Source organism: Nocardia sp. NPDC058058 (assembly GCF_042885355.1).
Lineage (GTDB): Bacteria > Actinomycetota > Actinomycetes > Mycobacteriales > Mycobacteriaceae > Nocardia.
Window position 1 is genome coordinate 1742941 of the sequence record NZ_JBHVSA010000001.1, and the last position, 24202, is coordinate 1767142.

24 protein-coding genes are annotated in these 24202 nt (G+C 67.2%); 5 read left to right on the top strand and 19 right to left on the bottom strand.

The annotated features are described in order from the left end of the window. Positions 1 to 87: 87 nt before the first annotated feature. Both ACFVUS_RS08100 and ACFVUS_RS08105 read right to left on the bottom strand, forming a co-directional pair. Entirely contained in the window at positions 88 to 792 is a 705-nt protein-coding gene (locus tag ACFVUS_RS08100) for a PadR family transcriptional regulator (protein ID WP_387762509.1), read from the bottom strand. 116 nt (positions 793 to 908) lie between these two features. Further along, entirely contained in the window at positions 909 to 1604 is a 696-nt protein-coding gene (locus ACFVUS_RS08105; RefSeq protein WP_387762511.1) for an HAD family hydrolase, read from the bottom strand. Positions 1605 to 1691: 87 nt separating this feature from the next. Between ACFVUS_RS08105 and ACFVUS_RS08110 the strand changes: the two genes are divergently transcribed. Continuing rightward, the gene (locus ACFVUS_RS08110) at positions 1692 to 2492 is read left to right on the top strand and encodes an ABC transporter ATP-binding protein (protein WP_387762513.1); all 801 of its coding nucleotides are present in this window, start codon (positions 1692 to 1694) and stop codon (positions 2490 to 2492) included. Positions 2493 to 2561: 69 nt separating this feature from the next. On the opposite strand, the gene ACFVUS_RS08115 is transcribed toward ACFVUS_RS08110, so the two are convergent. Next, complete coding sequence (locus ACFVUS_RS08115) at positions 2562 to 3134, bottom strand: TetR/AcrR family transcriptional regulator (RefSeq protein WP_387762515.1); 573 nt, start codon at positions 3132 to 3134, stop codon at positions 2562 to 2564. A 75-nt stretch (positions 3135 to 3209) separates the two neighbouring features. Between ACFVUS_RS08115 and ACFVUS_RS08120 the strand changes: the two genes are divergently transcribed. The 3 genes from ACFVUS_RS08120 to ACFVUS_RS08130 are packed head-to-tail and all read left to right on the top strand — an operon-like array spanning position 3210 to position 4984. Next, positions 3210 to 4055 (top strand): NAD(P)H-binding protein, encoded by an 846-nt coding sequence (locus ACFVUS_RS08120; protein ID WP_387762517.1) that lies wholly within the window; start codon positions 3210 to 3212, stop codon positions 4053 to 4055. Between the two features lie 46 nt (positions 4056 to 4101). Next, positions 4102 to 4533, top strand: a complete 432-nt coding sequence (locus tag ACFVUS_RS08125) for a hypothetical protein (protein WP_387762519.1) — start codon at positions 4102 to 4104, stop codon at positions 4531 to 4533. Between the two features lie 10 nt (positions 4534 to 4543). Further along, on the top strand, positions 4544 to 4984 hold the full coding sequence (locus tag ACFVUS_RS08130; RefSeq protein WP_375953410.1) for a MarR family winged helix-turn-helix transcriptional regulator: 441 nt from the start codon (positions 4544 to 4546) through the stop codon (positions 4982 to 4984). A 45-nt stretch (positions 4985 to 5029) separates the two neighbouring features. Here the strand turns inward: ACFVUS_RS08130 and ACFVUS_RS08135 are convergent, their stop codons facing one another. The 9 genes from ACFVUS_RS08135 to ACFVUS_RS08175 form a co-directional block, all read right to left on the bottom strand. After that, positions 5030 to 7921, bottom strand: coding sequence for a primosomal protein N' (locus ACFVUS_RS08135; protein WP_387765452.1), 2892 nt, complete (start codon positions 7919 to 7921; stop codon positions 5030 to 5032). A gap of 48 nt (positions 7922 to 7969) precedes the next feature. Further along, positions 7970 to 9184 (bottom strand): methionine adenosyltransferase, encoded by a 1215-nt coding sequence (gene metK, locus ACFVUS_RS08140; RefSeq protein WP_387762521.1) that lies wholly within the window; start codon positions 9182 to 9184, stop codon positions 7970 to 7972. Positions 9185 to 9380: 196 nt separating this feature from the next. Further along, positions 9381 to 10601, bottom strand: coding sequence for a bifunctional phosphopantothenoylcysteine decarboxylase/phosphopantothenate--cysteine ligase CoaBC (gene coaBC / locus ACFVUS_RS08145; protein WP_387762523.1), 1221 nt, complete (start codon positions 10599 to 10601; stop codon positions 9381 to 9383). A gap of 79 nt (positions 10602 to 10680) precedes the next feature. Then, positions 10681 to 10959, bottom strand: a complete 279-nt coding sequence (rpoZ, locus tag ACFVUS_RS08150; protein ID WP_213556271.1) for a DNA-directed RNA polymerase subunit omega — start codon at positions 10957 to 10959, stop codon at positions 10681 to 10683. Between the two features lie 78 nt (positions 10960 to 11037). Then, positions 11038 to 11619 carry a guanylate kinase gene (gmk, locus tag ACFVUS_RS08155; RefSeq protein ID WP_387762525.1) on the bottom strand — a complete coding sequence of 194 codons (582 nt, stop codon included), beginning with the start codon at positions 11617 to 11619 and terminating at the stop codon, positions 11038 to 11040. Between the two features lie 7 nt (positions 11620 to 11626). Further along, positions 11627 to 11950 carry an integration host factor, actinobacterial type gene (gene mihF, locus ACFVUS_RS08160; RefSeq protein WP_067571887.1) on the bottom strand — a complete coding sequence of 108 codons (324 nt, stop codon included), beginning with the start codon at positions 11948 to 11950 and terminating at the stop codon, positions 11627 to 11629. A gap of 537 nt (positions 11951 to 12487) precedes the next feature. Continuing rightward, a complete protein-coding gene (locus ACFVUS_RS08165; RefSeq protein ID WP_387762529.1) occupies positions 12488 to 12913 on the bottom strand; it encodes a VOC family protein in 426 nt (141 codons plus the stop codon). Positions 12914 to 12926: 13 nt separating this feature from the next. Further along, positions 12927 to 13556: a LysE family translocator gene (locus ACFVUS_RS08170; RefSeq protein WP_387762531.1), complete on the bottom strand. Its 630-nt coding sequence runs from the start codon at positions 13554 to 13556 to the stop codon at positions 12927 to 12929. A gap of 53 nt (positions 13557 to 13609) precedes the next feature. Then, positions 13610 to 14452, bottom strand: a complete 843-nt coding sequence (locus ACFVUS_RS08175; RefSeq protein WP_387762534.1) for a patatin-like phospholipase family protein — start codon at positions 14450 to 14452, stop codon at positions 13610 to 13612. A gap of 77 nt (positions 14453 to 14529) precedes the next feature. Here ACFVUS_RS08175 and ACFVUS_RS08180 point away from each other — a divergent pair, with 77 nt between their 5' ends. Then, entirely contained in the window at positions 14530 to 15051 is a 522-nt protein-coding gene (locus tag ACFVUS_RS08180; protein WP_387762536.1) for a hypothetical protein, read from the top strand. Between the two features lie 62 nt (positions 15052 to 15113). Here the strand turns inward: ACFVUS_RS08180 and pyrF are convergent, their stop codons facing one another. The 7 genes from pyrF to pyrR are packed head-to-tail and all read right to left on the bottom strand — an operon-like array spanning position 15114 to position 23824. Beyond that, complete coding sequence (gene pyrF / locus ACFVUS_RS08185) at positions 15114 to 15938, bottom strand: orotidine-5'-phosphate decarboxylase (protein WP_387762538.1); 825 nt, start codon at positions 15936 to 15938, stop codon at positions 15114 to 15116. Between the two features lie 4 nt (positions 15939 to 15942). Beyond that, positions 15943 to 19248, bottom strand: coding sequence for a carbamoyl-phosphate synthase large subunit (gene carB, locus ACFVUS_RS08190; protein WP_387762540.1), 3306 nt, complete (start codon positions 19246 to 19248; stop codon positions 15943 to 15945). Continuing rightward, complete coding sequence (gene carA, locus ACFVUS_RS08195) at positions 19248 to 20366, bottom strand: glutamine-hydrolyzing carbamoyl-phosphate synthase small subunit (RefSeq protein ID WP_387762542.1); 1119 nt, start codon at positions 20364 to 20366, stop codon at positions 19248 to 19250. The genes carB and carA overlap by 1 nt, the downstream gene beginning before the upstream one ends. After that, positions 20363 to 20875: a transporter gene (locus tag ACFVUS_RS08200; protein WP_387762544.1), complete on the bottom strand. Its 513-nt coding sequence runs from the start codon at positions 20873 to 20875 to the stop codon at positions 20363 to 20365. Before ACFVUS_RS08200 ends, carA begins: the two co-directional genes overlap by 4 nt. After that, complete coding sequence (locus ACFVUS_RS08205) at positions 20875 to 22230, bottom strand: dihydroorotase (protein WP_387762546.1); 1356 nt, start codon at positions 22228 to 22230, stop codon at positions 20875 to 20877. The genes ACFVUS_RS08200 and ACFVUS_RS08205 overlap by 1 nt, the downstream gene beginning before the upstream one ends. Further along, positions 22227 to 23192, bottom strand: a complete 966-nt coding sequence (locus tag ACFVUS_RS08210; protein WP_375953429.1) for an aspartate carbamoyltransferase catalytic subunit — start codon at positions 23190 to 23192, stop codon at positions 22227 to 22229. The genes ACFVUS_RS08205 and ACFVUS_RS08210 overlap by 4 nt, the downstream gene beginning before the upstream one ends. After that, positions 23189 to 23824, bottom strand: coding sequence for a bifunctional pyr operon transcriptional regulator/uracil phosphoribosyltransferase PyrR (gene pyrR / locus ACFVUS_RS08215; protein ID WP_387762548.1), 636 nt, complete (start codon positions 23822 to 23824; stop codon positions 23189 to 23191). Before pyrR ends, ACFVUS_RS08210 begins: the two co-directional genes overlap by 4 nt. Positions 23825 to 24202: the final 378 nt, after the last annotated feature.

The window sequence follows — 24202 nt, forward strand, 5'->3', positions numbered from 1 at the left end:
TCGCGACCGGCTCCTCCGAATTCCCATATAGGAATGATCGCTTGTGAGGGGTCACAATGCCTACCGGGTTGCGGTGTTGTGACCCCACTACTTTTCGGGTGTGTCGTCTTCGGCGAGGATCCGGTAGAGCGACCGGCGCGCCTCGGTGAGTACCTCCGCGGCCTTGGCGGCCTGATCCGGCGTGCCCGCCGCGGCGACCTGTGCGGCCGCACCCATGAGCTGACCGATCAGCGCGCGCAGATCGAGCGCCTGATCGCCGACGCCGTCCTTGACGTCCTGCCAGGGATCGCCCAGTTCGGAGCGGTTCTCCTCCAGGTACGCGGTGCCGGCCTCGGTGAGCTTGGCGGTCTTGCGACCGGCCACCTTCTCGATGATGACCAGGCCCTCGTCCTCGAGCTGCGAGAGCGCGGGGTAGATGGAACCCGGGCTCGGACGCCAGACATCCTGGCTCTTCTCGCGGATCTGCTGGATCAGCTCGTAGCCGTGCATGGGCCGCTCCTGCAGCAGCAGCAGGATGGCGGCGCGGACATCACCGCGACGACCACGTCCACCGCGACCGCGTCCACGACCGAAGTGCGGGCCGCCGCCGGGACCGAAACCGCCCGGGCCGAAACCGCCGGGACCGAAGTCCGGGCCGAAACCCCGGCCGTGACCGTGACGATGCGGGCCGTTCTCACGCGGGCCGAATTCGCCGCGTCCACCGCGTCGCATCCGCGGGTGTTCGGGGCCCTGCTGCTCTTCGCTGCGCAGTCGCCGCCAGGGCCCGCGGCCCCTGTTGTCAAAGTTCTCCATGCGTTCCATGGTGTGCCTCCTCAGGCTTCGTCGTTGTTCTTGACGCTATCAACGATATATCGGCAAACAGTCGACAGCAAGTGTGTCGTGGGACACGAACCTGCCGGTTTGGTTGGTTAGGCGGGACGGGCGATCAGGCCGCGGGACGCGACGATATCGCGCAGGGCACTCGGGCGATCCAGCACCGAAACGGGGTCTACCAGGGCGAACTCGCAGCCGAGAGCCGTCGCGCCGCCGTCGGCCTCGGCACTGTCACCGATCATCAGCGCTCGCTCGGGCGCGACGCCCAGGCTGGTGAGAGCGGATTCGAAGATGCGCGGATCCGGTTTCACCGCGCCCACTTCGAAGGAGAGGGTGAACTCGTCGATATAGCGGTCCCAGCCCCGGCTGCTGAATGCCGGGCGGATATCCCAGGCGATATTGCTGACGATGGCCACCGGTACGCCGCGTTCGTGCAGCGCGCGCAGCACCTCACCGGTATCGGGATAGGGACTCCACATCACCGCGTCGAGCATGCGCTCGTAGATCTGTTCGGCGGGAATCTGCGGAACACCCTTGCGCAGCAGCGTCTGCATATAGGCGATGCGATGCAGGGCGGGGTCGAGATCCCTTCGCTCCCAAGCGTATTGGCCTTCCTCGTCGAGTTCGACGAATTGGCCCACCGGAGCGGTCATGGCGCGCATGATCGCGGCGACCTCGTGGGTGTCCAGGCGACGGCCGTCGCCGTCGGTCAGATCTGCGTTCTGGTATTCCGATTCCTCGAATCGGAATACGGTGCCGGAGAAGTCGAAGAGAACAGCCTCGATCGCCATATCGCCACCCTACACAGCGGGTTTCCGGCAAACTGTGGCGTTGCTCGCACTCCTCAACTTGTCTGAGGAGTTTGCTACGGTGGAGAGATGACGGACTCCCCGGTGCTCCAGGTCGACGCGGTCGATGTCGTGCGGGACGGAAACGCTATTCTGCAAGCGGTTTCATTGACCGTGCGCGCGGGCGAGCACTGGGCGCTGCTGGGGCCGAACGGCGCGGGCAAGACCACCCTGCTGCGCATGCTGGGTGCCTTCGAGCATCCCACGCGCGGGAGCGTGGAAGTGCTCGGCAAACGACTCGGGCGCGTGGATATGCGCGAATTGCGTACCGCCATCGGGCATGTCGACCCGCGGCATACGCCGCGCAGTCCGCTGACCGTGCACGAGGTCGTGCTGACGGGCATTACCAATACCGCGGAACTGGTGCCGCGCTGGCAGCCCAGCGCCGAACAGCTTGCCGAGGCCGATCGACTGATCGACATGCTGGGTCTCGCGCACCGACATGACGCGCCCTGGCCGATTCTGTCGCAGGGGCAGCGCGGGCGGGCGCTCATCGCTCGTGCGCTGATGCCGAAACCGCGACTGCTGCTGTTGGACGAACCCGCGACGGGGCTCGATCTCGCTGGGCGCGAACAACTTCTGGAGCGGATCGACCTGCTTCAGCGGGCGCACCCCGATTTGGCGTCGGTGCTGGTGACCCATCATCTGGAGGAACTGCCGACGGGGACCACACATGCGATGCTGCTGCGCGACGGTCACGCGCTGGTGAGCGGATCCGTCGACGAGGTGGTCACGACCGAGCACATCAGCGACGCTTTCGATCATCCCGTGCGCATCATTCGCGCCGACGGCCGGTGGAGTGTGCGCCCGGCGCAGCCCGCGCTGAGCTGAGCTGAGCTGAGCTGAGCTGAGACAGACTCTCCCGCAGCTCATCCCGAAGGCTCGGGAATCGCGGGGCGTTCAAGCCAGGGAATCGATCCAGCGCTCCAGCCGCCGACCCTCCCCCGCCATCATCTCCGGATCGCGGAAGGTGTTGGTGAGCAGTGAGATTCCCTGATACGACGCGAAGAGCGCGACCGCGAGTTCACGAGCGTCCTTGCGACCCATTGCCGCGAACTGGGTTTCGATCCAGTCCAGCAGGCCGCGCATGACATCGGCCAGTTCCTGATCCAGGCCGTCGGCGCGCTTATCCAGTTCAGTGGCGAGACTGCCGGAGGGGCAACCGAATTGGACGGCGGTATCGCGCTGATCGACCCAGCCGCGCACCAGCGCCTTGAGTCGCTCGGCCGGGCTGTCGAACTGCTCCAGCGCGGCGATGATCTCCTTCGCGGTGCGGTCGTGCGCGCCGATCGCCGCCTGGACCAGCTGATCCTTGGTCTTGAAGTAGTAGTAGACGTTTCCCACCGGCACCTCGGCGACGCGCGCGATATCGGCGATGGTGGTCTTCTCCACGCCCTGCTCGTGGAAGACCTTGGCGGCCGCGTCGGCCAGCCGCTCGCGCTTACCCGCGCCACGACCTACTGAGTTAGTCATACAACTCACTATAGACAACCTGCCGTCGACTGCTCTATCGTTCTTTTCAGTCAGCCAACTAACTAAGGAACGAACATGATCGTGGTAACCGGAGCAACGGGCAATGTCGGCGGCACCGTGGTGCGCATCCTCGCCGATGCGGGCGAGAAGGTCGTCGCGGTATCGCGCGGCACCAAGCCGGTGGAACTGCCCGCGGGCGTCGAGCACCGCACCGGAGATGTGGGCGATCTCGCCAGCCTCGCCGCGGTCGCGGCCGGAGCGGACGCGCTGTTCCTGCTCATCACCGGCGAGCAGTTGGTGTCCGGGCCCGAACCGAGGGAGATCCTCGAAACTCTCGCCGCGCAAGGGGTTCGGCGAGTGGTGTTCCTGTCCTCGCAGGGTGCGGTGACGCGGGCCGAGAGCGCGGGCTACGCCCGCACCATTGCATTCGAAAAGGCCTTGGCCGCTTCGGATCTGGAGTGGACCTCGGTGCGGCCGGGAGCGTTCGCCAGCAATACCTTCGCCTGGATCGAGCCGGTACGGACCCAGCGCATGGTGCCCGCGCCGTTCGGGGATGTCGGACTGCCGGTGGTCGATCCGGGCGATATCGCGGCGGTGGTGGCGGCCGCGCTGCGCGAGGACGGGCATCACGGGCAGGCGTACACGGTGACCGGACCCGCGGTGATCACGCCGCGCGAACAGTCGGAGGCGTTGGCCGCCGCACTCGGGGAGCCGCTGCGGTTCGTCGAGTTGACTCGTGATCAGGCCAAGGTCAACATGCTGCGGTTCATGCCGGAATCGGTTGCGGATCACACGCTTTCGATTCTCGGCGAGCCGACCGAGGCCGAGCAGCAGGTCAGCTCGGATGTCGAGCGCGTGCTCGGCCGACCGGCGACCAGCTATGCGGAATGGGCGCAGCGGGTCGCCCCGGCGTACCGCTGAAACCGATCCCTTGCCGATTTAGTATGTATCCGCTTATCGTCTACATATGCATACTAAATCTGACCTCTTCTCCGACGGCACCGTGCTGATGCCGTGGAATCCCGGACCCCGCCAAGACATCTCCGGTGACGTTTTCGTCAGCGTGACCGACTTCCTGGCGGGGTCGGACGAGGAGGTTCGAAGCATCTACGAAACCGGCCTCGACCTGGGGCGCACCTGGCCCGTCATGCAGGGCGCGGTCGGACTCTGGCTGTGGGGCAGGCCCGCCGAACGGCGCGGCGGATCCATCTCGGTATGGGAATCCGAACGCGATATGCGGCGATTCGTGCGCTGGCCGGTGCACACCGAGATCATCAAGGCGTGGCGGGGACGGGTCGGCATCGGAACCGACTCGTGGCAGGCCGATCATTTCGACGCGGACCGGATTCTGACCCGCGCCGCGGACACGATCGAACGGCCGCACCGCAACGCCGCATAATCTTGTCCGCATGAGGACAACCCGCCCGGATCTGGCAGCGATGATCGTTCCCCTCGGCCGCGCGCTGATGGCGGCCGAGCAGCCGATCCTGGCGGCACACGGGGTGAGCATGTGGGCGTACGTGGTGCTGCTCGCCCTGGGCGAGGGACCCGCGCGCGGGCAAGGGGTGCTGGCCCAGGAGATCGGCGCGGACAAGACCCGCATCATCGCCGTCCTGGACGATCTGCAAGCCCGCGGCCTCATCGAACGCACCCCCGACCCCGCCGACCGCCGCGCCCGGCTACTCGCCCTCACCCCGGCCGGACGCCGACTACGCGATGCGGCCCAAGCCGATATCCAGGCTCGCGAAGACCGCCTCCTCGACCGCATCCCGGCCGCCGACCGCCGTGGCTTCCTCAACGCGCTGACCGCGCTGGCCGCGCTTCCACGTCACGAGGTCACCGGCGAGTAGCGCCGAACGCGGCAGCGGCCGTATTCCACTGTCCGACACGGGCTCTCAGCCGATATCGACCGGATCGATCTGCACGCGCAACGGGTCGTCGGACTTGTGGGTGCTGCGCACGGCCTGGGCGATGCTCAGCGCTTTGGACAGCGAGGATCCGGCCGAGCGGTCCACGCGCAGAATCATCCGCTCCACTTCGGCGGGAGAATCGCCGGAGGAGAACGGCTTTCGCGCCCCGGGCGGCAGCGGTACCGGCCCGAGTACCTCGACCACATCGGGGAGCTTTGCCTCGGCGAGCAACTCGGCGATCGAATCGGCGGTGCCGTCGATGGCGGCCAGCCGAACGGCGGGCGGGAACCGCACATCGATCCGCTCCCCCAGCTCGAACTGCGCGTGCCCAACCGGATCCCAGCGCAGGAATGCCTGCACGGTCGCGAGTGCCGGATCCGCCATAACGATCACCTGACCCCCGGGCCGCACCAGCGCCGCAGCGGACATCCACCGCCGCATGGCGTCCTCCGCCGCCCGCAGATCCTCGCGCCCGAGCAGCGCCCACCCATCGAGCAACATCGCCACCGAATACCCGCCCGGCACAGACGGTTCCGCCCCGATCGTGGACACCACCACCTGCGGCCCCTCCGGCACCGAACTCAATACGGCCGACCCACCCGACCCCCGCACCGGCACACCCGGAAAGGCCCGCCCCAACTCCTCCGCCGTCCGCGCCGCACCGATCACAACGGCACGCAACGCCCTGGACCCACAAGCCCCACACCGAAACGCCGCCTCGGTGATCCCACACCACCGGCACGCCGGACTGTGCGCCACCTCCGCACCCCCGCGCGGCGTCCCAACCCCCACCGCCACACCGAGATCAACCCGATCCCGCGCACCCCGAGCCTGCGCCCCAACACCCTGACCGCGCCCGCCGCTGTCGCGTCCGTGCGCGCCGGGGCCGGGCGCACCTGCTCCCCAATCGTTCTCGAAATTCAGCCCTTGCTGCTCGTACTCGCCGCTCTGCTGGAATCCTCGACCCTGCGCGCCCGAGGCTCCCGGCGAACCTGTGGCGCGGCTCCGTCCAGCCGGACCCGCACCGCGCTGATCGGAGGTCGGCCCGTGACCGGCACCTCGGCCCGCAGCGGCAGTACCACGCTCTGTCGTGGTCTTACCCGCTGCCGAAGCGCGGATGTTGTTGTCCGGCAGTGCCAATGGGCCGTTGCAGTGGCGGCAGCGGGCCGGGGTCCGGCATTTCGAGCAGGACAGGGCGGGGATGTAGCCGCGGCGGGGAACCTGTACCAGCACGGGTTCGCCCGCTGCTAGGGCGCGGCGGGCGGCCATGAACGCGGCCGCCGGGATGCGGATCGCTCGCGCCATCGGATCGCGTTCCAGGGCGGCATCGGTGTCGCCGGGCGCGATGAGGCGGGGCATCACCTGCCGGAGCAGGCTGCGTTCGGCGAGTAGGTCATGGGCCCAACCGGATTCGACGATCGCCTGCACCTCGGCCGTGCGCGCGAAACCGGCCGCGACAAACGCCGCTCCGGTCTCGTGCGCACGCAGCATCGCCACTTCCCGCGCATGCGGGTAGGGCGAGCGAGGCTCCGCGTAGGTGTCATCCCCGTCATCCCAAATAGCGATAAGCCCAAGGTCTTTCACCGGCGCGAACACCGAACTACGCGTCCCCACCACCACGCGCGCCGTCCCGCGCAACGCCGCCAGCCACCGCCGATACCGTGCCGAAGGCCCCAGCCCGGCTGCCAGCCCCACCGCCGACTCCCCCACCAGCGCAACACATTCCGCCAGCACCCGATCCAAATCCCGCTGGTCCGGCACCATCAGAATCGCACTGCGCCCACTCCCCACGGTCGTGGCCGCCAACTCCGCCAACCGCCGCGCCCAATCCTCCCCGGGCAACGCTTGCCAAGCCGCCCGCGGCCCCCGCCCAGCCGCCACCGCACCGAGGAAGGAATACCCATGCGCATACCGTCCCCAACCCGGGTATCGGTCGGCAACCCCCTGCCCCGGATCAGCTTCCGCAGTCGCACCGTCGACGTCGATCTTCCCCGTTGCCGGTTCGATGGGCGCGCCCCGCAAGTCGTCATGGGCCAAATCCGGCGCACCAGCACCGGACTCGGCCGCACCCGACTCGAGCGAGGCTTCATTGCCGGAGATGTCGACGCCCGCCACCTGCGACGGCGCGCCACCGACCGGGCTCGCCCCCGGCTCCGGGTGATCGGAAAGCTCCGCACCGATCGCCCCCGCTACCTCTCCCTGCGCACCGTCTGCGGCCGCGCCGGATCCTCCCACAATGCGAGTCGCCGGTGAAAAGTTCTCCGACGCAACAGTATTCGATGATTGATCAGCGTTGGACGACCCCAACCCCGCGTCCGGTGCCGGTTCGACTTCTACCGGAGGGGTTGGCGAAAGAGCGCCGGGTTGGCCGGAATCGCTGTCCGGGATCGGGTCGGCCGGGTCGTCGAGGTCGATCGGGGTGGGTTCCGGGGCAGTGGCTTTCGCGGTAGCGGACTTGCCCCGGCGTTTCTTCGGGGTGGCCGGTTTGGGGGTGGTGCCTTCGGCTTCGACTTTGGCGTGGCGGGGTGGGATGGCCAAGCGGAGGACGTCGGCTCGGGTGCCGGCGTAGCGGGCGGCCACGGCGGTGACGAGGCGCAGGATCTCTGGGGTGAGGACCTTTTCCGGGGAGACCACTCGGTCGAGGCGGACGAGTTTGCCTGTGTGGGAGGTCTTTTCGAGGCGTTCGAGGATGTAGCCGTCGATGAGGCGGCCGGAGAAGCGGACTCGGACTCGGACGCCGGGTTGGGCGTCGGCGTCGAGGTCGGGCGGGACGAGGTAGTCGAAATCCCGGTCCAGGTGGGCGGGTTCGAGCAGGGGCAGGACCCGGGCGATGGGGCGGGGGGTGGCTACGACGGCGGGAGCGCCGGGCTCGGAGATGGTCTCCGTGCTCGGCGCTCCCGTCGATACCTGTCCCGTGTCGGCCAATTACAGACCGGCGGCGGCGCGCAACTTCTCCGCGCGGTCGGTGCGCTCCCAGGGCAGATCCACATCGGTGCGGCCGAAGTGGCCGTACGCGGCGGTGGGTCCGTAGATGGGACGCAGCAGGTCCAGATCGCGGATGATCGCGCCGGGACGCAGGTCGAAGACCTCGCCGATGGCGGCCGAGATCTTGGCCGGATCGACCAGTTCGGTGCCGAAGGTCTCCACGAACAGGCCGACGGGGGCGGCCTTGCCGATGGCGTAGGCGACCTGAACCTCGACGCGCTCGGACAGACCGGCGGCGACGACATTCTTGGCGACCCAGCGCATGGCGTAGGCGGCCGAACGGTCCACCTTCGACGGATCCTTACCGGAGAACGCGCCACCACCGTGGCGAGCCATGCCGCCGTAGGTGTCGACGATGATCTTGCGACCGGTCAGACCGGCGTCACCCATCGGACCACCGAGCACGAACTTGCCGGTCGGGTTCACCAGCAGTCGAATGTTGGAGGTGTCCAACGGATTCGGCAGCGACAGCTCGGCGAGCACCGAGTCGACGACCTTCTCGCGGATGTCCGGGGTGAGCAGGTTGTCCAGGTCGATATCGGCCGCGTGCTGGGTCGAGATGACGACCGTGTCCAGGCGCACCGGGATGTCGCCCTCGTATTCGATGGTGACCTGGGTCTTGCCGTCGGGACGCAGGTACGGCAGCACACCGGACTTGCGGACCTCGGTCAGACGCCGGGAAAGCTTGTGCGCCAGCGAGATCGGCAGCGGCATCAGCTCGGGGGTCTCGACGGTGGCGTAACCGAACATCAGACCCTGATCGCCCGCGCCCTGGCGCGCGATGTCATCGTCCTCGCCGCCGACGCGGGCCTCGTGCGAGGTGTCCACGCCCTGCGCGATATCGGGTGACTGCGCGCCGATGGCGATGTTCACGCCACAGGACGCGCCGTCGAAACCCTTTGCGGAGGAGTCGTATCCGATCTCCAGCACCTTTTCGCGGACGATGGTCGGGATATCGACGTAGGCCGACGTGGTGACCTCACCGGCCACGTGCACCTGACCCGTGGTCACCAGGGTTTCCACCGCGACACGGCTGCGCGGATCGGCCGCGAGCAACGCGTCGAGGATGGAATCGCTGATGGCATCACAGATCTTGTCCGGATGACCTTCGGTCACGGACTCACTGGTGAATAGGCGGCTGCCAGACGTGCGCACAGTTGTTCCCTCTCCCTCAACGGGTTTCTCGTATCGGGCTGCCACGGTAGCGCTTGTTCACCACCGCACAACCCTTTGTCTCAGGTTATGCCAATAAGTTCGTCACAAGGCGCGAGGACGCTCCGGTGACGAACGTATCGTGACTCAGACAGCTGCCGTCATTTGGCAGCCGTCCGAACCCTGCGGTGCCGAGGCTTCAGCGGAGCAAGGGGCCGAGCGCATCGAGCACTCGACTGGCCAGCAGTGCCTTGGATCCGTGGTCCAAGGCGATCTCGGTGCCATCGGCACCGAGCAGCCAACCATCATTATGGTCTACTTCGAAGGCTTTGCCTTCACCAACTGCGTTGACCACCAAAAGATCACAGCCCTTACGGGCGAGTTTGGCACGCGCGTGGGTGAGCACATCGGCGTGTTCATCACCGGTTTCGGCGGCGAAGCCCACGATCGCGGTACCCGGCAGCTGACCGTCGCGGCGCGACTGCACCAGACCCGCGAGAATGTCCGGGGTCTTGGTCAGTTCGATCGAATTCGGTTCGTCCGCACCCTTTTTGATCTTCGCGGCGGCCACGTTCACCGGTCGGAAGTCGGCCACGGCGGCGGCCATGATGACCGCGTCCGCACCGATGGAATGCTTGTCGACCGCCACCTTCAACTGCTCGGCGGTATTGATGTGCACGACCTCGACCGCGGCGGGCGGGGGCATACCGATGGTGTTGCCCGCGATGAGCGTCACCTGGGCACCGCGCTGCGCGGCCACCCGGGCGATCGCGTAGCCCTGCTTACCGGAGCTGCGATTGCCGAGGAACCGCACCGGGTCCAGAGGTTCACGAGTGCCACCGGCGGACACCACGACGCGACGACCCTCGAGATCACGCGGGATCGCATCCTTGCGCTCGAGCAACAGCGAGGCGAGCGCGTAGATCTCCTCCGGTTCGGGCAAACGCCCTGCGCCGGAATCGGATCCGGTGAGTCGCCCGTGCGCGGGCTCCATCACGGTGGCGCCGTGCGCGCGCAATGTCGCCACATTCGCGATCGTCGCGGGGTGCTCCCACATCTCGGTGTGCATCGCGGGCGCGAACAGGATGGGACATCGGGCGGTGAGAAGTGTGGCGGTGAGCAGATCATCCGCGCGGCCGGAAGCGGCACGCGCCATGAGATCCGCGGTCGCGGGGGCGATGACCACCAGTTCGGCCTCCTGGCCGAGTCGCACGTGCGGCACCTCGGGCACATCGGAGAAGACTCCGGTGTGCACGGGATGGCCGGACAGCGCCTCGAACGTGGCCTTGCCGACGAAATTCAACGCCGACTCGGTGGGAATGACGCGCACCTCGTGCCCGGTTTCGGTGAACCGGCGCACGAGGGCGCAACTCTTGTATGCGGCGATACCGCCGCCGACACCGACGATGACCCGGGTCACCGCATGTCCCGGGTGGATTCTGTCGTCACTACGCCTCCAGCGCCGTAGAGAGTTGCCTGGCTCTTACCCTCTCGGGGGCTTATTCGCCCTCGGAGTGCTCCAGCAGATCGGCGTGGATCTCACGCATGGCCACCGACAGCGGCTTCTCCTGCAGACCCGGCTCGACCAGCGGGCCGACGTATTCGAGAATGCCGTCGCCGAGCTGGTTGTAGTAGTCGTTGATCTGCCGGGCCCGCTTGGCTGCGTAGATGACCAGCGCGTACTTGGACGAGGTCCGTTCCAGCAGTTCGTCGATCGGCGGGTTGGTGAGGCCGACCGGAGTGTCGTAGGCGGGGACGGTCTTCAGATCCGTACTCACTAGGAAGGCTCCTGCGGGTTGGTGTTGAAAGGGTGAAACCGGCTCACTTCGAAGATGAGCCGGTCGTTCTTTCGAGAACTACCTCGAAATTGTGCTAACGAACAAGGATACCAACTGCTCACAGGCGGTCGTCACCTCGTCGTTCACTATGACGATGTCGAACTCGTCACAGGCCGCCAGTTCGGTCTTGGCGGTGAGCAGCCTTCGCTCTATGACCTCGGGCGATTCAGTGCCTCGCGAGGTGAGCCGGGAGACCAATTCCTCCCAGCTGGGCGGGGCCAGGAAGACCAAAGTGGCTTCCGGCATCGCTTTGCGAATCGAGCGCGCTCCTTCGAGGTCAACCTCGATCAGGACCGGGTGTCCGGTCGCGAGCGCTTCGCGCACAGGTGCGGCCGGGGTACCCGACCGCTGTAGTCCACCGTGGATATCGGCCCATTCGAGTAGTTCGTCCGCCGTGATCATGGCGTCGAACTCTTCACGGGACACGAACCGGTAGTCGCGACCGTCGACCTCCCCGGGCCGGGGGGCCCGGGTGGTGGCCGAAACACTGAAAACCAGTTCGGGCAGTCGTTCGCGCACGCAGCGCACGACAGTGGACTTGCCGACGGCCGAGGGGCCGACCAGAACTACCAGTCGTCCCTTCCGAGTGTGTTCGACCACCCTCGGATTAATCTGCCGTGAAGTCGAACCGGGCCAGCAGCGCCTTACGCTGCCGGTCACCCAGTCCGCGCAGGCGGCGAGTGGGAGCGATTTCGAGCTCGCTCATGATTTCGGCAGCCTTGACCTTGCCCACCTTCGGCAGAGCCTCGAGCAGAGCCGACACCTTCATCTTGCCGAGAACTTCGTCCTTCTCGGCATCAGCAAGGACCGTCTTCAGATCGGTACCGCCACGCTTCAGGCGCTCCTTGAGCTCCGCCCGAGCACGGCGAGCGGCAGCCGCCTTCTCCAAAGCAGCGGCGCGCTGCTCGTCAGTCAGCTGGGGAAGGGCCACGGTTCCTCCGTCTCATCGTTCATTGCATGTACTCCCGCCGTTCTAACCCGGCGGTCTCAGCGACCGTACCCACGACGCCTCCCGATTGCGAACCCGCCCCCCAGGTCAGCGCGTGATTCCGAGCACGACCGGGCGGAATGCGGCCATCCGGGTGGCCGGTCGGACCGGGTCCGGCACCGCACCCGGAAGGTGCACGAATCCCCTTGTGGCCAGGGGTTTTTCGGGTTTCGGCGGCCGAGCGGAACAGCGTTACCGATGTCCGATTCAGACCGTGACCCACCTGTAATCATCCGACCTGGAACTTCTTCGAATTTACCGGCGTGTCGCGCGAAACTGCACCGCGTGTCGCGGATCACGCGACGCATTCGAACACCGTTCGAACACGCGATCCCGCCGCAGGTCCAGCCCCCTAATGCCACCCCGGCCGGGTGCGCTGACCCCTGACGCCGTCACAGACGGGTGAAACCCGAAGGATGTGACTTCCCGGGCGTTTCGCCCACAGCGCAGCGCCAGGGGCGCAGCAGGACAAGCGATCGATCAATCCTCGTACTGGCAGAGCTCGATCAGGGTGCCCTCGGGCGCGCGCAGATGGGCCACGCGCATACCCCAGGCTTCCTGGTCGACCGGACCGGCGGCGAGGGCCACACCCCCGGCTTCCAGCGTCTTCGCGGCGGCGTCGACATCGGCGACGCGCAGCACCACCACGACGGCGTCGACCCCGTCGCGCGGGCGGTGCTCGGCCCCGACTGCCGCCTCCATGAACGCGCGGGTGAACAGCGCGATATCGGCGTCACCGGCGACGAAGCAGGCGTAGGGACCGTTCTCGGGTTCCGCGCCGCTCTCGTCGCGATGTTTGAGCGGCAGCCCGAGAACATCGCGGTAGAAGCGGTAGCTCGCCGCGAAATCGTCTACCAGGACACGTGTTTGGCCGTAGGACAGCAGGCCGAGGTTGTTGTTCGACACAGGGCAAACCTAATCAGTTGGACTGCACCGCGATACGCAGGCCCAGCGCCACCATGACCGATCCCATGACCGCGTCCAGGGCGCGGCGCACGCGGCGGCGGGTGAACAGGTGCCGCAGCGCGCCGACGCCGATCGCCAGGGCCGCGAACCAGGACAGATTCGCCACGGTGCAGACGATGCCCAACTCCAGGGTGCTGAGCACGGTCGGGTCGGCCGGGAGGAACTGGGGCACAAGCGCGATGAAGAAGACCGCGCATTCGGGGTTGAACAGGTTGGTCAGCAGGCCCTGCCGGAAGGCGAGGCCGATACCGCGCTCGCGGCCGGAATCGGCCGCGGCGGGCGCGTATTCGCCGCGCCGGGCCGCCAGCAGCGCCCGAATTCCCAGGTAGCCCAGGTAGATCGCGCCCGCGAGCTTGACGACCGTATAGGCCATCGCGGAGGCCGCGAGCAGTCCGGCGATGCCCACCGCCGTGACGATGGACCAGGTGAACACACCCACGGCTACGCCTGCGGCACAGGCGATTCCGGCACGACGGCCGGTGACGGCGGCATTGCGGATGACGATCATCCAGTCCGGTCCCGGTGACATGGAACCGAGCAGGATCACACCGGCCAATGCGAGCACCTCTGCCGTGGACATCATGCCGACAGCGTACGAGCGCGGCCGCGACGCCGCGCCGGGTTCAGCGATTGCCGTCAGCGCGTGGGCCACACCGCTTTCAGGCGCGTCGCGGCCTCGGCGGCCTGGCGATAACCCGCCTCGTACGAGGGGTGCAGGGCGGCGGGGTTGAACAGATCGATGCCGAAGACGGCGATCGTCTCCGCGTCCGGAATGATGGACAGCGTTGTCGCGCCACCCAATTCACCGTCCGACGGCGCATGCGGGAACAGATGCGCCAGCGGCTCGATGATCAGCATGAACTCCGCGCCCGCCGCCAGATCGGCATTGATGGGCGAGCGCATACCCCCGTCGATGTAATAGCGCCCATCGATCGGAATGGGTGGGAACACACCGGGAACCGACGTACTCGACGCCAGCGCCTGCGGCAGCGTGGCCACACCGTCCCGGGTCCACGGTTGCAGTTCACCGGTGGTGATATCCACCGCGGTGACAATGAAATCCGCCTCCGGCCACTCGGAAACCGCTGCGACACCGGCTATCCGGGCAATGTGATCATCGGGATCCCCGACCCCCATCTCCAGCGCCCGTGCTCCAGCCCGCCGCCGCGCCTCATTCCCACTGATCCCCGGCGTAGCGAGAATCCCCATGATCTCCCCGAACCCCGCCGGATCAATATGCGGCGCATCACCATCCGGAACCGGCATCGAAACCAACTGCCGCAGATCACCGTGCCCGGTGATAACCGACCCCACCACCGCCCCAGCGGAGGTACCGACAACCCGATCAGCCAGCGACAGATCGATCCCCGCCTCACGTAACCCGACAGCCAAACCCGTCATCCAGCAAATACCGAGCGCACCACCTCCGCCGAGAATCAGAGCATGGTGAATAGCATTGGGCGGCACCGCGTCGGACATACGACCACTGTAGCGAAACGGTCGACTACGGGATTCGACGACGAGCCGTTCGCAAGTCGATCATCAGATTGGGAAGCATGAAGACCGGATACTCGATACCCGCCGTATTGCTGGCGGTGCTGGTGAGTGGATGCACGTCGGCGACCGACGCCACGCACGACGATGCGGAACGGTGCCCGAATGGGCTCGAGATTCGCAATGACATCCAGAATCTCGGGGCGAGTGCGGGATTGGTGCCCGCACTGCGCAATGCCGCGAGCGGGATCCAGTTGATCGCACTGGGCGACATCACACGCGCGGCTGGGCTGGCGGATGACTGGGATCTGATGACGGACGTCACCCCCAATATCTCGGAGGCCGAACTCAACACGAACGCGGGTACCACCGGATGTTGGCGAAATCTTCCGGAGAGCGCGGGCGACCGTGATATACCGTCGGGCTACTACATCTTCGTCAAAGACCGGAAATTGGTTCAGGTTGTTCCGTGGCATGGCGGCAGCAGGCCGCTGGAACTGCGGGATCGTCCGTCATTGACTCGCGAATCGGTGCTGTTGCCGCAGAATTTCGGTGCGAACAGCCGTCTCGTTCCGCAACCGTAGTCGAATATGGAACCGCCCCCGTATCGAGATCGATACGGGGGCGGACCTTTTCACGACGCTTCTCAGCGCTGGAGGAAGGCGAACTCCTCGGCGAGGCGGTCTACCTGCTCACGCAGGGCGGTGACCGAGGGGCCGAATTTGAGGACCTCGCGGGAGACGTTCGGCAGGACCGCGCCGAGATCACTTGCGGGGACCAGGGTGCGGATGGAGTCCGCTCCCCCGCCCTGCGCGCCCACACCCGGCATGAGGATGGGGCCGTTGAGGGCGGACAGGTCCGGGGCCTCGGTGAGGGTCGCGCCGACGACCACACCGACGGAACCGAATTCGGTGTCCCCGTTGATGGCCGCCGCGTCGTCGACCATGCGCTGGGCGATGGTGCGGCCGTCCGCGCCGGTGATGCGCTGGAGTTCGGCGCCTTCCGGGTTGGAGGTGGCGGCGAGTACGAAGACGCCGCGGTCGTTCGCGCGTGCCAGCTCCAGAGCCGGTGCGAGCGAACCGAATCCGAGGTAGGGCGAGACCGTCACCGCATCGCTGGCCAGCGGGCCGTCACCGAGCCAGGCGTGCGCGTAGGCGTCCATGGTGGAGCCGATATCGCCGCGCTTGGCATCGGCGAGCACCAGGGTGCCCGCCTCGCGGAGGGCGCGAATCGTCTCCTCCAGCACGATGATTCCGGCCGAACCGTAGGTTTCGAAGAACGCCACCTGCGGTTTGACCAGCGCCACCCGACCGGCGAACGCCTCCACGCAGGCATTGGCGAACTTCGCCACGCCCGCGGCGTCCTCGGTCAGGCCCCACGCCCGCAGCAGCGGCGGATGCGGGTCGATGCCAACACAGACGGGTCCGTGCTTGCGCATCGCATCCCGCAGCCGCACACCGAAACTCGTCATCGCGTCAGCCCCGCAGGGTGGCGTGGAGTTCCTGCAGGGACCGCACGCCGATGCCGCCGTTGATGGTGGCCTCGATGCCCTGTACGGCCGCGGCCGCACCCTGGACGGTGGTGATGCACGGGATGTTCGCGCTCACCGCGGCGGTGCGGATCTCGTAACCGTCTACGCGCGGACCGTTATTGCCGTACGGGGTGTTGAAGACGATATCGACTTCGCCGTCCTTGATCATGTCCACGATGCTGGGCTGATCGGTGGCCTCGTCCGAATGCTTGCGCACCTGCTCGCACGGAATACCGTTGCGGCGCAGCATTTCCGCGGTGCCCTCGGTGGCCAGGATGCGGAAGCCGAGGTCGTGCAGGCGCTTGACCGGGAACACCATGGCGCGCTTGTCGCGGTTGGCGATCGAGACGAAGGCGGCGCCCTCGGTCGGCAGCGAACCGTAGGAAGCGGTCTGGGACTTGGCGAATGCGGTACCGAAGTCGGCGTCGATGCCCATGACCTCACCGGTGGACTTCATCTCCGGCGAGAGCAGCGAATCGATACCGCTGCCGTCGGGCCGCTTGAAGCGGTGGAAGGGCAGCACGGCTTCCTTCACCGCGACCGGCGCGTCGATCGGGGTGTGCCCGCCGTCGCCCTCGGCCGGGAGCAGGCCCTCCTTGCGGAGTTCAGCGATGGTGGCGCCCAAGGCGATTCGCGCCGCGGCCTTGGCCAGCGGCACCGCGGTGGCCTTGGAGACGAACGGCACGGTACGGCTGGCGCGCGGGTTCGCCTCGAGGACGTAGAGCACATCGTCCTTGAGCGCGTACTGCACGTTCAGCAGGCCCTTGACGCCGATGCCCTTGGCCAGCGCCACGGTCGAGCGGCGCACGGCCTCGATATCGCTGCGGCCCAGGGTGATCGGGGGCAGGGCGCACGCGGAGTCACCGGAGTGGATACCGGCTTCCTCGATGTGCTCCATGACGCCGCCCAGGTAGACCTCGTCGCCGTCGCACAGGGCGTCGACGTCGATTTCGATGGCGTCCTCCAGGAACCGGTCGATGAGCACCGGGCGGTTCGGGGAGATATCGGTGGCGCGGGAGATGTAGCCCTCGAGGGTGGCCTCGTCGTAGACGATCTCCATGCCGCGACCGCCGAGCACGTAGGACGGACGCACCAGGACCGGGTAACCGATCTCGGCGGCGATCCGCTTGGCCTGCGGGAAGGTGGTGGCGGTGCCGTACTTGGGAGCCGGAAGGCCGGCCGCGACAAGGACATCGCCGAATTCGGCGCGGTCCTCGGCCAGGTCGATGGCGGCGGCGGAGGTGCCGACCACGGGCACGCCCGCATCGGTCAGCTTCTGCGCCAGGCCCAGCGGGGTCTGGCCGCCCAGCTGGCAGATGACGCCCGCGACGGTGCCGGATTCGGTTTCCGCGTGGTAGACCTCGAGCACGTCCTCGAAGGTCAGCGGTTCGAAGTAGAGGCGGTCGGCGGTGTCGTAGTCCGTCGAGACGGTCTCGGGATTGCAGTTGACCATGACGGTTTCGAAACCGGCGGCCGAAAGCGTCTGCGCCGCATGCACACACGAGTAGTCGAACTCGATGCCCTGACCGATGCGGTTCGGGCCCGATCCGAGGATCAGCACCTTCTCGCGTTCCTTCTGCGGCGCCACTTCGGATTCCGCGGCGGGATCGAGCTCATAGGCCGAGTAGTGGTACGGGGTCTTGGCCTCGAACTCGGCGGCGCAGGTGTCGACGGTCTTGAACACCGGGCGAATGTGCAGGCGGTGCCGCAGTGCGCGCACGCCGTCCTCACCCGCGAGTTCCGGTCGCAGCGCGGCGATCTGGCGATCGGACAGGCCGTAATGCTTGGCGGTGCGCAGCAGCGGCTCATCCAGCACGGCGGCGTCCAGGATCTCCTGGCGCAGCTCGACCAGTGCGGCCACCTCGGCCACGAACCACGGGTCGATGCCCGAGGCCTTGGCGGTGTCCTCGATGCTCGCGCCCAGGCGCAGCGCGCGCTCGACCTGGTAGATGCGCCCCTCGGTGGGGGTGCGCAGGTCCTCGAGGATGGCCTCGACGTCGGTCCACTCGCCGTCGGGCTGGGTCCAGAAGCCCACGGCCTTGGTCTCGAGCGAGCGCAGCACCTTGCCCAGGGCCTCGGAGAAGTTGCGGCCCATGGACATTGCCTCGCCGACCGACTTCATGGTGGTGGTCAGCGTCGGGTCGGCGCCCGGGAACTTCTCGAAGGCGAAGCGCGGGGCCTTGACCACGACGTAGTCGAGCGTGGGCTCGAAGCAGGCCGGGGTCTCCTTGGTGATGTCGTTGACGATCTCATCGAGGGTGTAGCCGATGGCCAGCTTGGCGGCGATCTTGGCGATCGGGAATCCCGTTGCCTTGGAAGCCAATGCGGACGAGCGCGAGACGCGCGGGTTCATCTCGATGACGATGAGGCGGCCGTCGGCCGGATCCACCGCGAATTGGATATTGCAGCCGCCGGTGTCGACGCCGACCTCGCGCAGGATGTCGATGCCCAGATCGCGCATCTTCTGGTATTCGCGGTCGGTGAGGGTCATGGCCGGGGCGACGGTGACCGAGTCACCGGTGTGCACGCCCATCGGGTCGACGTTCTCGATCGAGCAGACGATGACCACATTGTCATTGCGGTCGCGCATGAGCTCGAGCTCGAATTCCTTCCAGCCCAGGATGGATTCCTCGATGAGCACGTTCGCGGTCGGCGAGGCGGCCAGGCCGCCACCGGCGATGCGATCGAGATCCTCATCGTTGTAGGCCATACCGGAACCGAGGCCGCCCATGGTGAAGGACGGGCGCACCACGACCGGGAATCCCAAGTCGCGCACGGTCTCCCGGACCTCGTCCATGGTGTAGCAGACCTTGGAGCGCGCGCTCTCGCCGCCGACCTTGGCGACGATGTCCTTGAACTTCTGCCGGTCCTCACCGCGCTGGATGGCTTCGAAGTCCGCGCCGATCAGCTCGACGTTGTACTTCTCCAGAATGCCGTTGTCGTGCAGGTCGACCGCGCAGTTCAGCGCGGTCTGACCGCCCAGGGTCGCCAGGATCGCGTCCGGACGCTCCTTGGCGATGACCTTCTCGACGTACTCCCAGGTGATCGGTTCGACGTAGGTGGCGTCGGCGAACTCCGGGTCGGTCATGATGGTCGCCGGGTTGGAGTTGACCAGCGATACGCGCAGGCCCTCGGACCGCAGCACGCGACACGCCTGGGTTCCGGAATAGTCGAACTCACAGGCCTGGCCGATGACGATCGGACCGGAGCCGATCACCAGGATGTGATTGAGGTCGGTACGGCGTGGCATCAGGCACCTTCCATCAGGCCGGCGAAACGATCGAACAGGTAGGCGGCGTCGTGCGGTCCGGCGGCGGCCTCGGGGTGGTACTGCACCGAGAAGGCACGGCCGCTGACCAGCTGAACACCTTCCACGACACCGTCATTGGCGCAGATATGGCTGACCTCGGCCTTGCCGAACGAGGTGTCGAAGACCTCGCCGCGCTCACCTTCGAGGGCGAAGCCGTGGTTCTGGGCGGTGATCGAGATGCGCCCGGTGTGGTGTTCGATGACCGGGACATTGATGCCGCGGTGGCCGAACTTCATCTTGTAGGTATTGCGCCCGAAGGCGCGGCCCAGGATCTGGTTGCCGAAGCAGATGCCGAACAGCGGGATATCGGCCTGTAGCACCTGCTGGGTCAGCGCGACCGCGCCGTCGGCGGTGGCCGGGTCACCGGGGCCGTTCGAGAGGAACACCCCGTTCGGGTTCAGTTCCTTGATCTGGTCGAAGGTGACGTTCGAGGGCACCACGTGCACCCGCATACCGCGCTCGGCGAACATGCGCGGGGTGTTGGACTTTATGCCGAGGTCGACCGCGACCACGGTGAAGCGGTGCTCGCCGACCGGTTCGATGGTGTACATCTCATCGGTGGAGACCTCACCGGCCAGGTCCGCGCCCAGCATGGAGGGCTGGCCGTTGACCCGTGCGACGAGTTCGTCGTAGTCGGCCAGGGCGGTGCCGGAGAAGACGCCCGCCTTCATGGAACCGCGAGTGCGCAAGTGCCGCACCAGGGCTCGGGTGTCGATGCCCGCGATGCCGACGATGTTCTGGTTCTCCAGCTCGTCCTGCAGGGTGCGCTTGGAGCGCCAGTTGGAGGCGCGGCGCGCGGGGTCGCGCACGGCGTATCCGGCGACCCAGATCTTGCTCGACTCGTCGTCCTCGTCGTTCCAGCCGGTGTTGCCGATCTGGGGCGCGGTGGCCACCACGATCTGGCGGTCGTAGCTGGGGTCGGTGAGGGTCTCCTGGTAGCCGGTCATCGCGGTGCAGAACACCGCCTCACCCAAAGTCTGTCCCTGTGCGCCGAAGGTCGTCCCGCGGAATACGCGGCCGTCCTCGAGCACCATCACTGCGACGTTGTCGCTGCTCATGCCTCGTCTCCCGTCTTTGTCGTCTCTGTCTGCACGGTCCCGGTCCAGGCCGGGTACACCGTCTTGTCATCGCCCCGGAATCCGGTATCCACCTCGGTCCCGGTCGGCAGCTTCCAGCGAATCACCAGCACACCGCCTTCGGTCATCACTTTGCCCGCATGCCCGCGCTCGGTGCGCACCGCGGTCACCGACTCCTGCGGAATCCAGATGGTGCCCGCGCCGTCGCGCTCGAGCAGAATGCCGCGCTCGAATCGGGTGAGTTCCGCGGTGGCGCGGAAACCCAAGTCGCCCACGGTGACTCGCTGAATCCAGCTCGGAGCCAGGGTGCTGCCGAGGTAGAGGCCCGTGGTGGGCTCCAGCAGCTGTGCGCCGCAGTCGGCGGGCACGGCCGGCAGGTCACCGATCGACGCCGCCTGCTTCTTCGCGCGGCCGGTCCAGGCCCGGTACATGCCCCACAGGCACAGCGCGAAAACTGCGAGCAGCACGACGATCGTCAGTGTTCGCTCCATTACGGTCCTCCTCGGTTCCCCACCCGCCGGTCGCCACCGGCGAAGACCTCATCGCCACCGCGCGGGGCGCTGGCAACTCCGTTGCGCGAGGTGATACGGCCGCGCAGGAAGGTGGCGGTCACCTTCGCGGGCAGGGTCATCTCGTCGAACGGGGTGTTGTGGGCGATGCTGGCGAGTTCCTTCGCGCGCACCGTCCACTCGGTGTTCGGATCGATCAGGGCCAGGTTGGCCGGTTCGCCGACGGCGAGCGGGCGGCCCTGATCGTCCAGGCCCACGATGCGGGCCGGGTTCTCGCTCATGACGCGGGCGACGCCGCGCCAGTCGAGCAGGCCGGGCTGGACCATCGTCCGCACGATGATCGAGAGTGCGGTCTCCAGGCCGAGCATGCCGGGGCGGGCGGCCGCGAATTCGCAGCACTTGTCCTGTTCGGCGTGCGGGGCGTGATCGGTTGCGACACAGTCGATGACGCCGTCGGCCAGGGCCTGGCGCAGCGCGGTCACATCGGAGGATTCGCGCAGCGGCGGGTTGACGCGGTTGACCGCGTCGTAGGTCTCCAGGCGCGAATCATCGAGCAGCAGGTGATGCGGGGTGACCTCGGCGGTGATCGAAATACCCTGGGACTTGGCCCATTTGAGCAGTTCGACGGTGCCCGCGGTGGAGGCGTGGCAGATGTGCACGCGCGCACCGGCATCGCGGGCCAGCAGCGCGTCGCGGGCCACGATGGATTCCTCGGCGGCGCGCGGCCAGCCGGCCAGACCCAGGCGGGCTGCGTTCGGACCCTCGTGCGCCACGGCGCCCTTGGTCAGGCGCGGCTCTTCGGCGTGCTGGGCGATGAGGACGCCGAGCGAGTTCGCGTACTCCAGCGCGCGGCGCATGATCAGCGGGTCGTAGACGCAGTGCCCGTCATCGGAGAACATGCGCACCGCGCCGACTCCGGCTGCCATGGTGCCCATTTCGGCGAGCTGCTTGCCCTCCAGGCCCACGGTGACCGCGCCGACCGGATGCACGTCGACCAGGCCGACCTGCTGTCCGCGCCGCCACACGTGGTCGGTGATGACCTGCGAATCGGCGACCGGGCTGGTGTTGGCCATGGCGAAGACCGCCGTGTAACCGCCCAGAGCCGCTGCGGCGGAACCGGTTTCGATGGTCTCGGTGTCCTCGCGGCCCGGCTCGCGCAGATGCGTGTGCAGGTCGATGAAGCCCGGCAGCAGGAATTGCCCGGTGCCGTCGATGGTTTCGGCGTCATCGGCCTTCAGGTCCGCGCCGATCTCACGGATTTCACCATCTGCGAGCAGTACGTCGACCGGGTCGCCTGCACCGTAAAGACGGACGTTCTGAATCAAGACGTTGTTCATGCCACCACCTCGTCGGTTCCTACCAGCAGGCGGAAGAGCACCGCCATGCGCATATGGACTCCGTTGTTGACCTGTTGCAGCACAGCCGCTTTGGGGGAATCGGCGACGGCCGACGCGATTTCCATGCCGCGCAGCATGGGGCCCGGATGCAGTACCACCGCATGTTCGTCGAGCATGCCGAGGCGGCGCTCGCTCAGGCCGTAGTTGATCGAGTACTCGCGCGCCGACGGGAAGAAGCCGCCGTTCATGCGCTCGGCCTGCACGCGCAGCATCATGACCGCGTCCGCGCCGGGGAGTTCGGCATCGAGCGAATGTGAGATCCGCACCGGCCAGGCCTGCACACCCACCGGCAGCAGCGTCTGCGGCGCGACCAGCACCACATCCGCGCCGAGGGTGCTGAGCAGGAAGGCGTTCGAGCGCGCGACCCGGCTGTGCAGGATGTCCCCGACCAGCACGATCCGCTTACCCTCCAGATCGCCGAGGCGCTGACGCAGGGTCAGCGCGTCCAGCAGCGCCTGGGTGGGGTGCTCATGGGTGCCGTCACCGGCATTGATGATGGCCGGGCCGGGGCCGGTGAAACCGCCGCTGCGCTCCTGGATCTGGGAGAACCAGTGCGCGATCTGATGCGCCGCGCCCGAGGCCGGATGCCGCACGATGAGCGCGTCCGCGCCCGCCGCGTGCAGGGTCAGCGCGGTATCGCGCAGCGATTCGCCCTTGGAGTTCGAGGAGCTCGACGAGCTGACGTTGATCACGTCCGCGCTCATCCACTTGCCCGCGACCTCGAAGGAAACCCGGGTGCGCGTGGAGTTCTCGAAGAACACGGTCATGACCGTGCGCCCGCGCAGGGTCGGCAGCTTCTTCACCTCGCGCCCGAGCAGGGCCTGTTCGAAGCGTTCGGCGTCGTCGAGCAGTTCGGTGGCGGCGGCGCGATCCAGATCGGTCACCGAGAGCAGATGCTTCACTTGTCACCCTCCTGACGCAGGTACACACCGTCGCGGCCGTCGTGCTCGCGCAGCAGCACCGAGATGTCCTCGCTGCGATTGGTCGGCACGTTCTTGCCGACATAGTCGGCGCGGATGGGCAGTTCGCGATGGCCGCGGTCGATGAGCACGGCCAGCTGGACCGCGCGCGGGCGGCCCAGATCGCGCAGCCCGTCCAGGGCCGAGCGCACGGTGCGGCCGGAGAACAGCACATCGTCGACCAGCACCACCAGCACATCCTCGATACCGCCCTCGGGCACCGAGGTGCGCTCGAGCGGACGGTGCGGTTTGCTGCGCAGGTCATCGCGGTAGAGGGTGATGTCCAGGGAGCCGACGGCGGGGCGGACCCCGGCGAACTCCTCGATACGATTCGCCAGTCGAGCGGCGAGAGTCGTTCCGCGCGTGGGGATTCCGATCAGGACCACGCGCGGGGCGGCGGGATCGCCGGAGTCCAGCGCGGTCTTCTCGATGATCTGGTGCGCCATGCGCGCGATGGTGCGGCCGACATCGGAATCCGAGAGCAGCTCGCGCCCCGCGTCCAGCTGAGCGGGATCGTGTCGCTGCGAGTGGTCAGCAGCGCTCGACTTGGCAGCCCGGTCTTCGGGCACAGCCATGCCGACCTCCTTCCCCGCCTCACCGGACGGTCCGTTAAAGGATGTCTTTTCGGGTTGCGAGCCTAGCAGCGCCGCCGACCCGGGCCGCCACCGCACCCCTGTGGCAACCAGCGGTTCGCGGCAGGTCGGCGAGTTGCGCGTGACACACCTGCGGACAAGGTGCGGGTTCGGCGCGATCGGGCCGCATAGGCCCCGCACCAGCGAGTTTTCCAACCCGAATCCTCGCAAGCCGGACATAGTGCAGGCAACTCCGCAGCTATGAATCAAACCGATTGGTCTGGCAGAAATTCACGACCGCCATTCACCGCTGGGAGGAAGCTCACAATGCGCGAGCGACCGATCCGAGGATCCGGTCCCACTTGGCGGCAGGTCTTCATA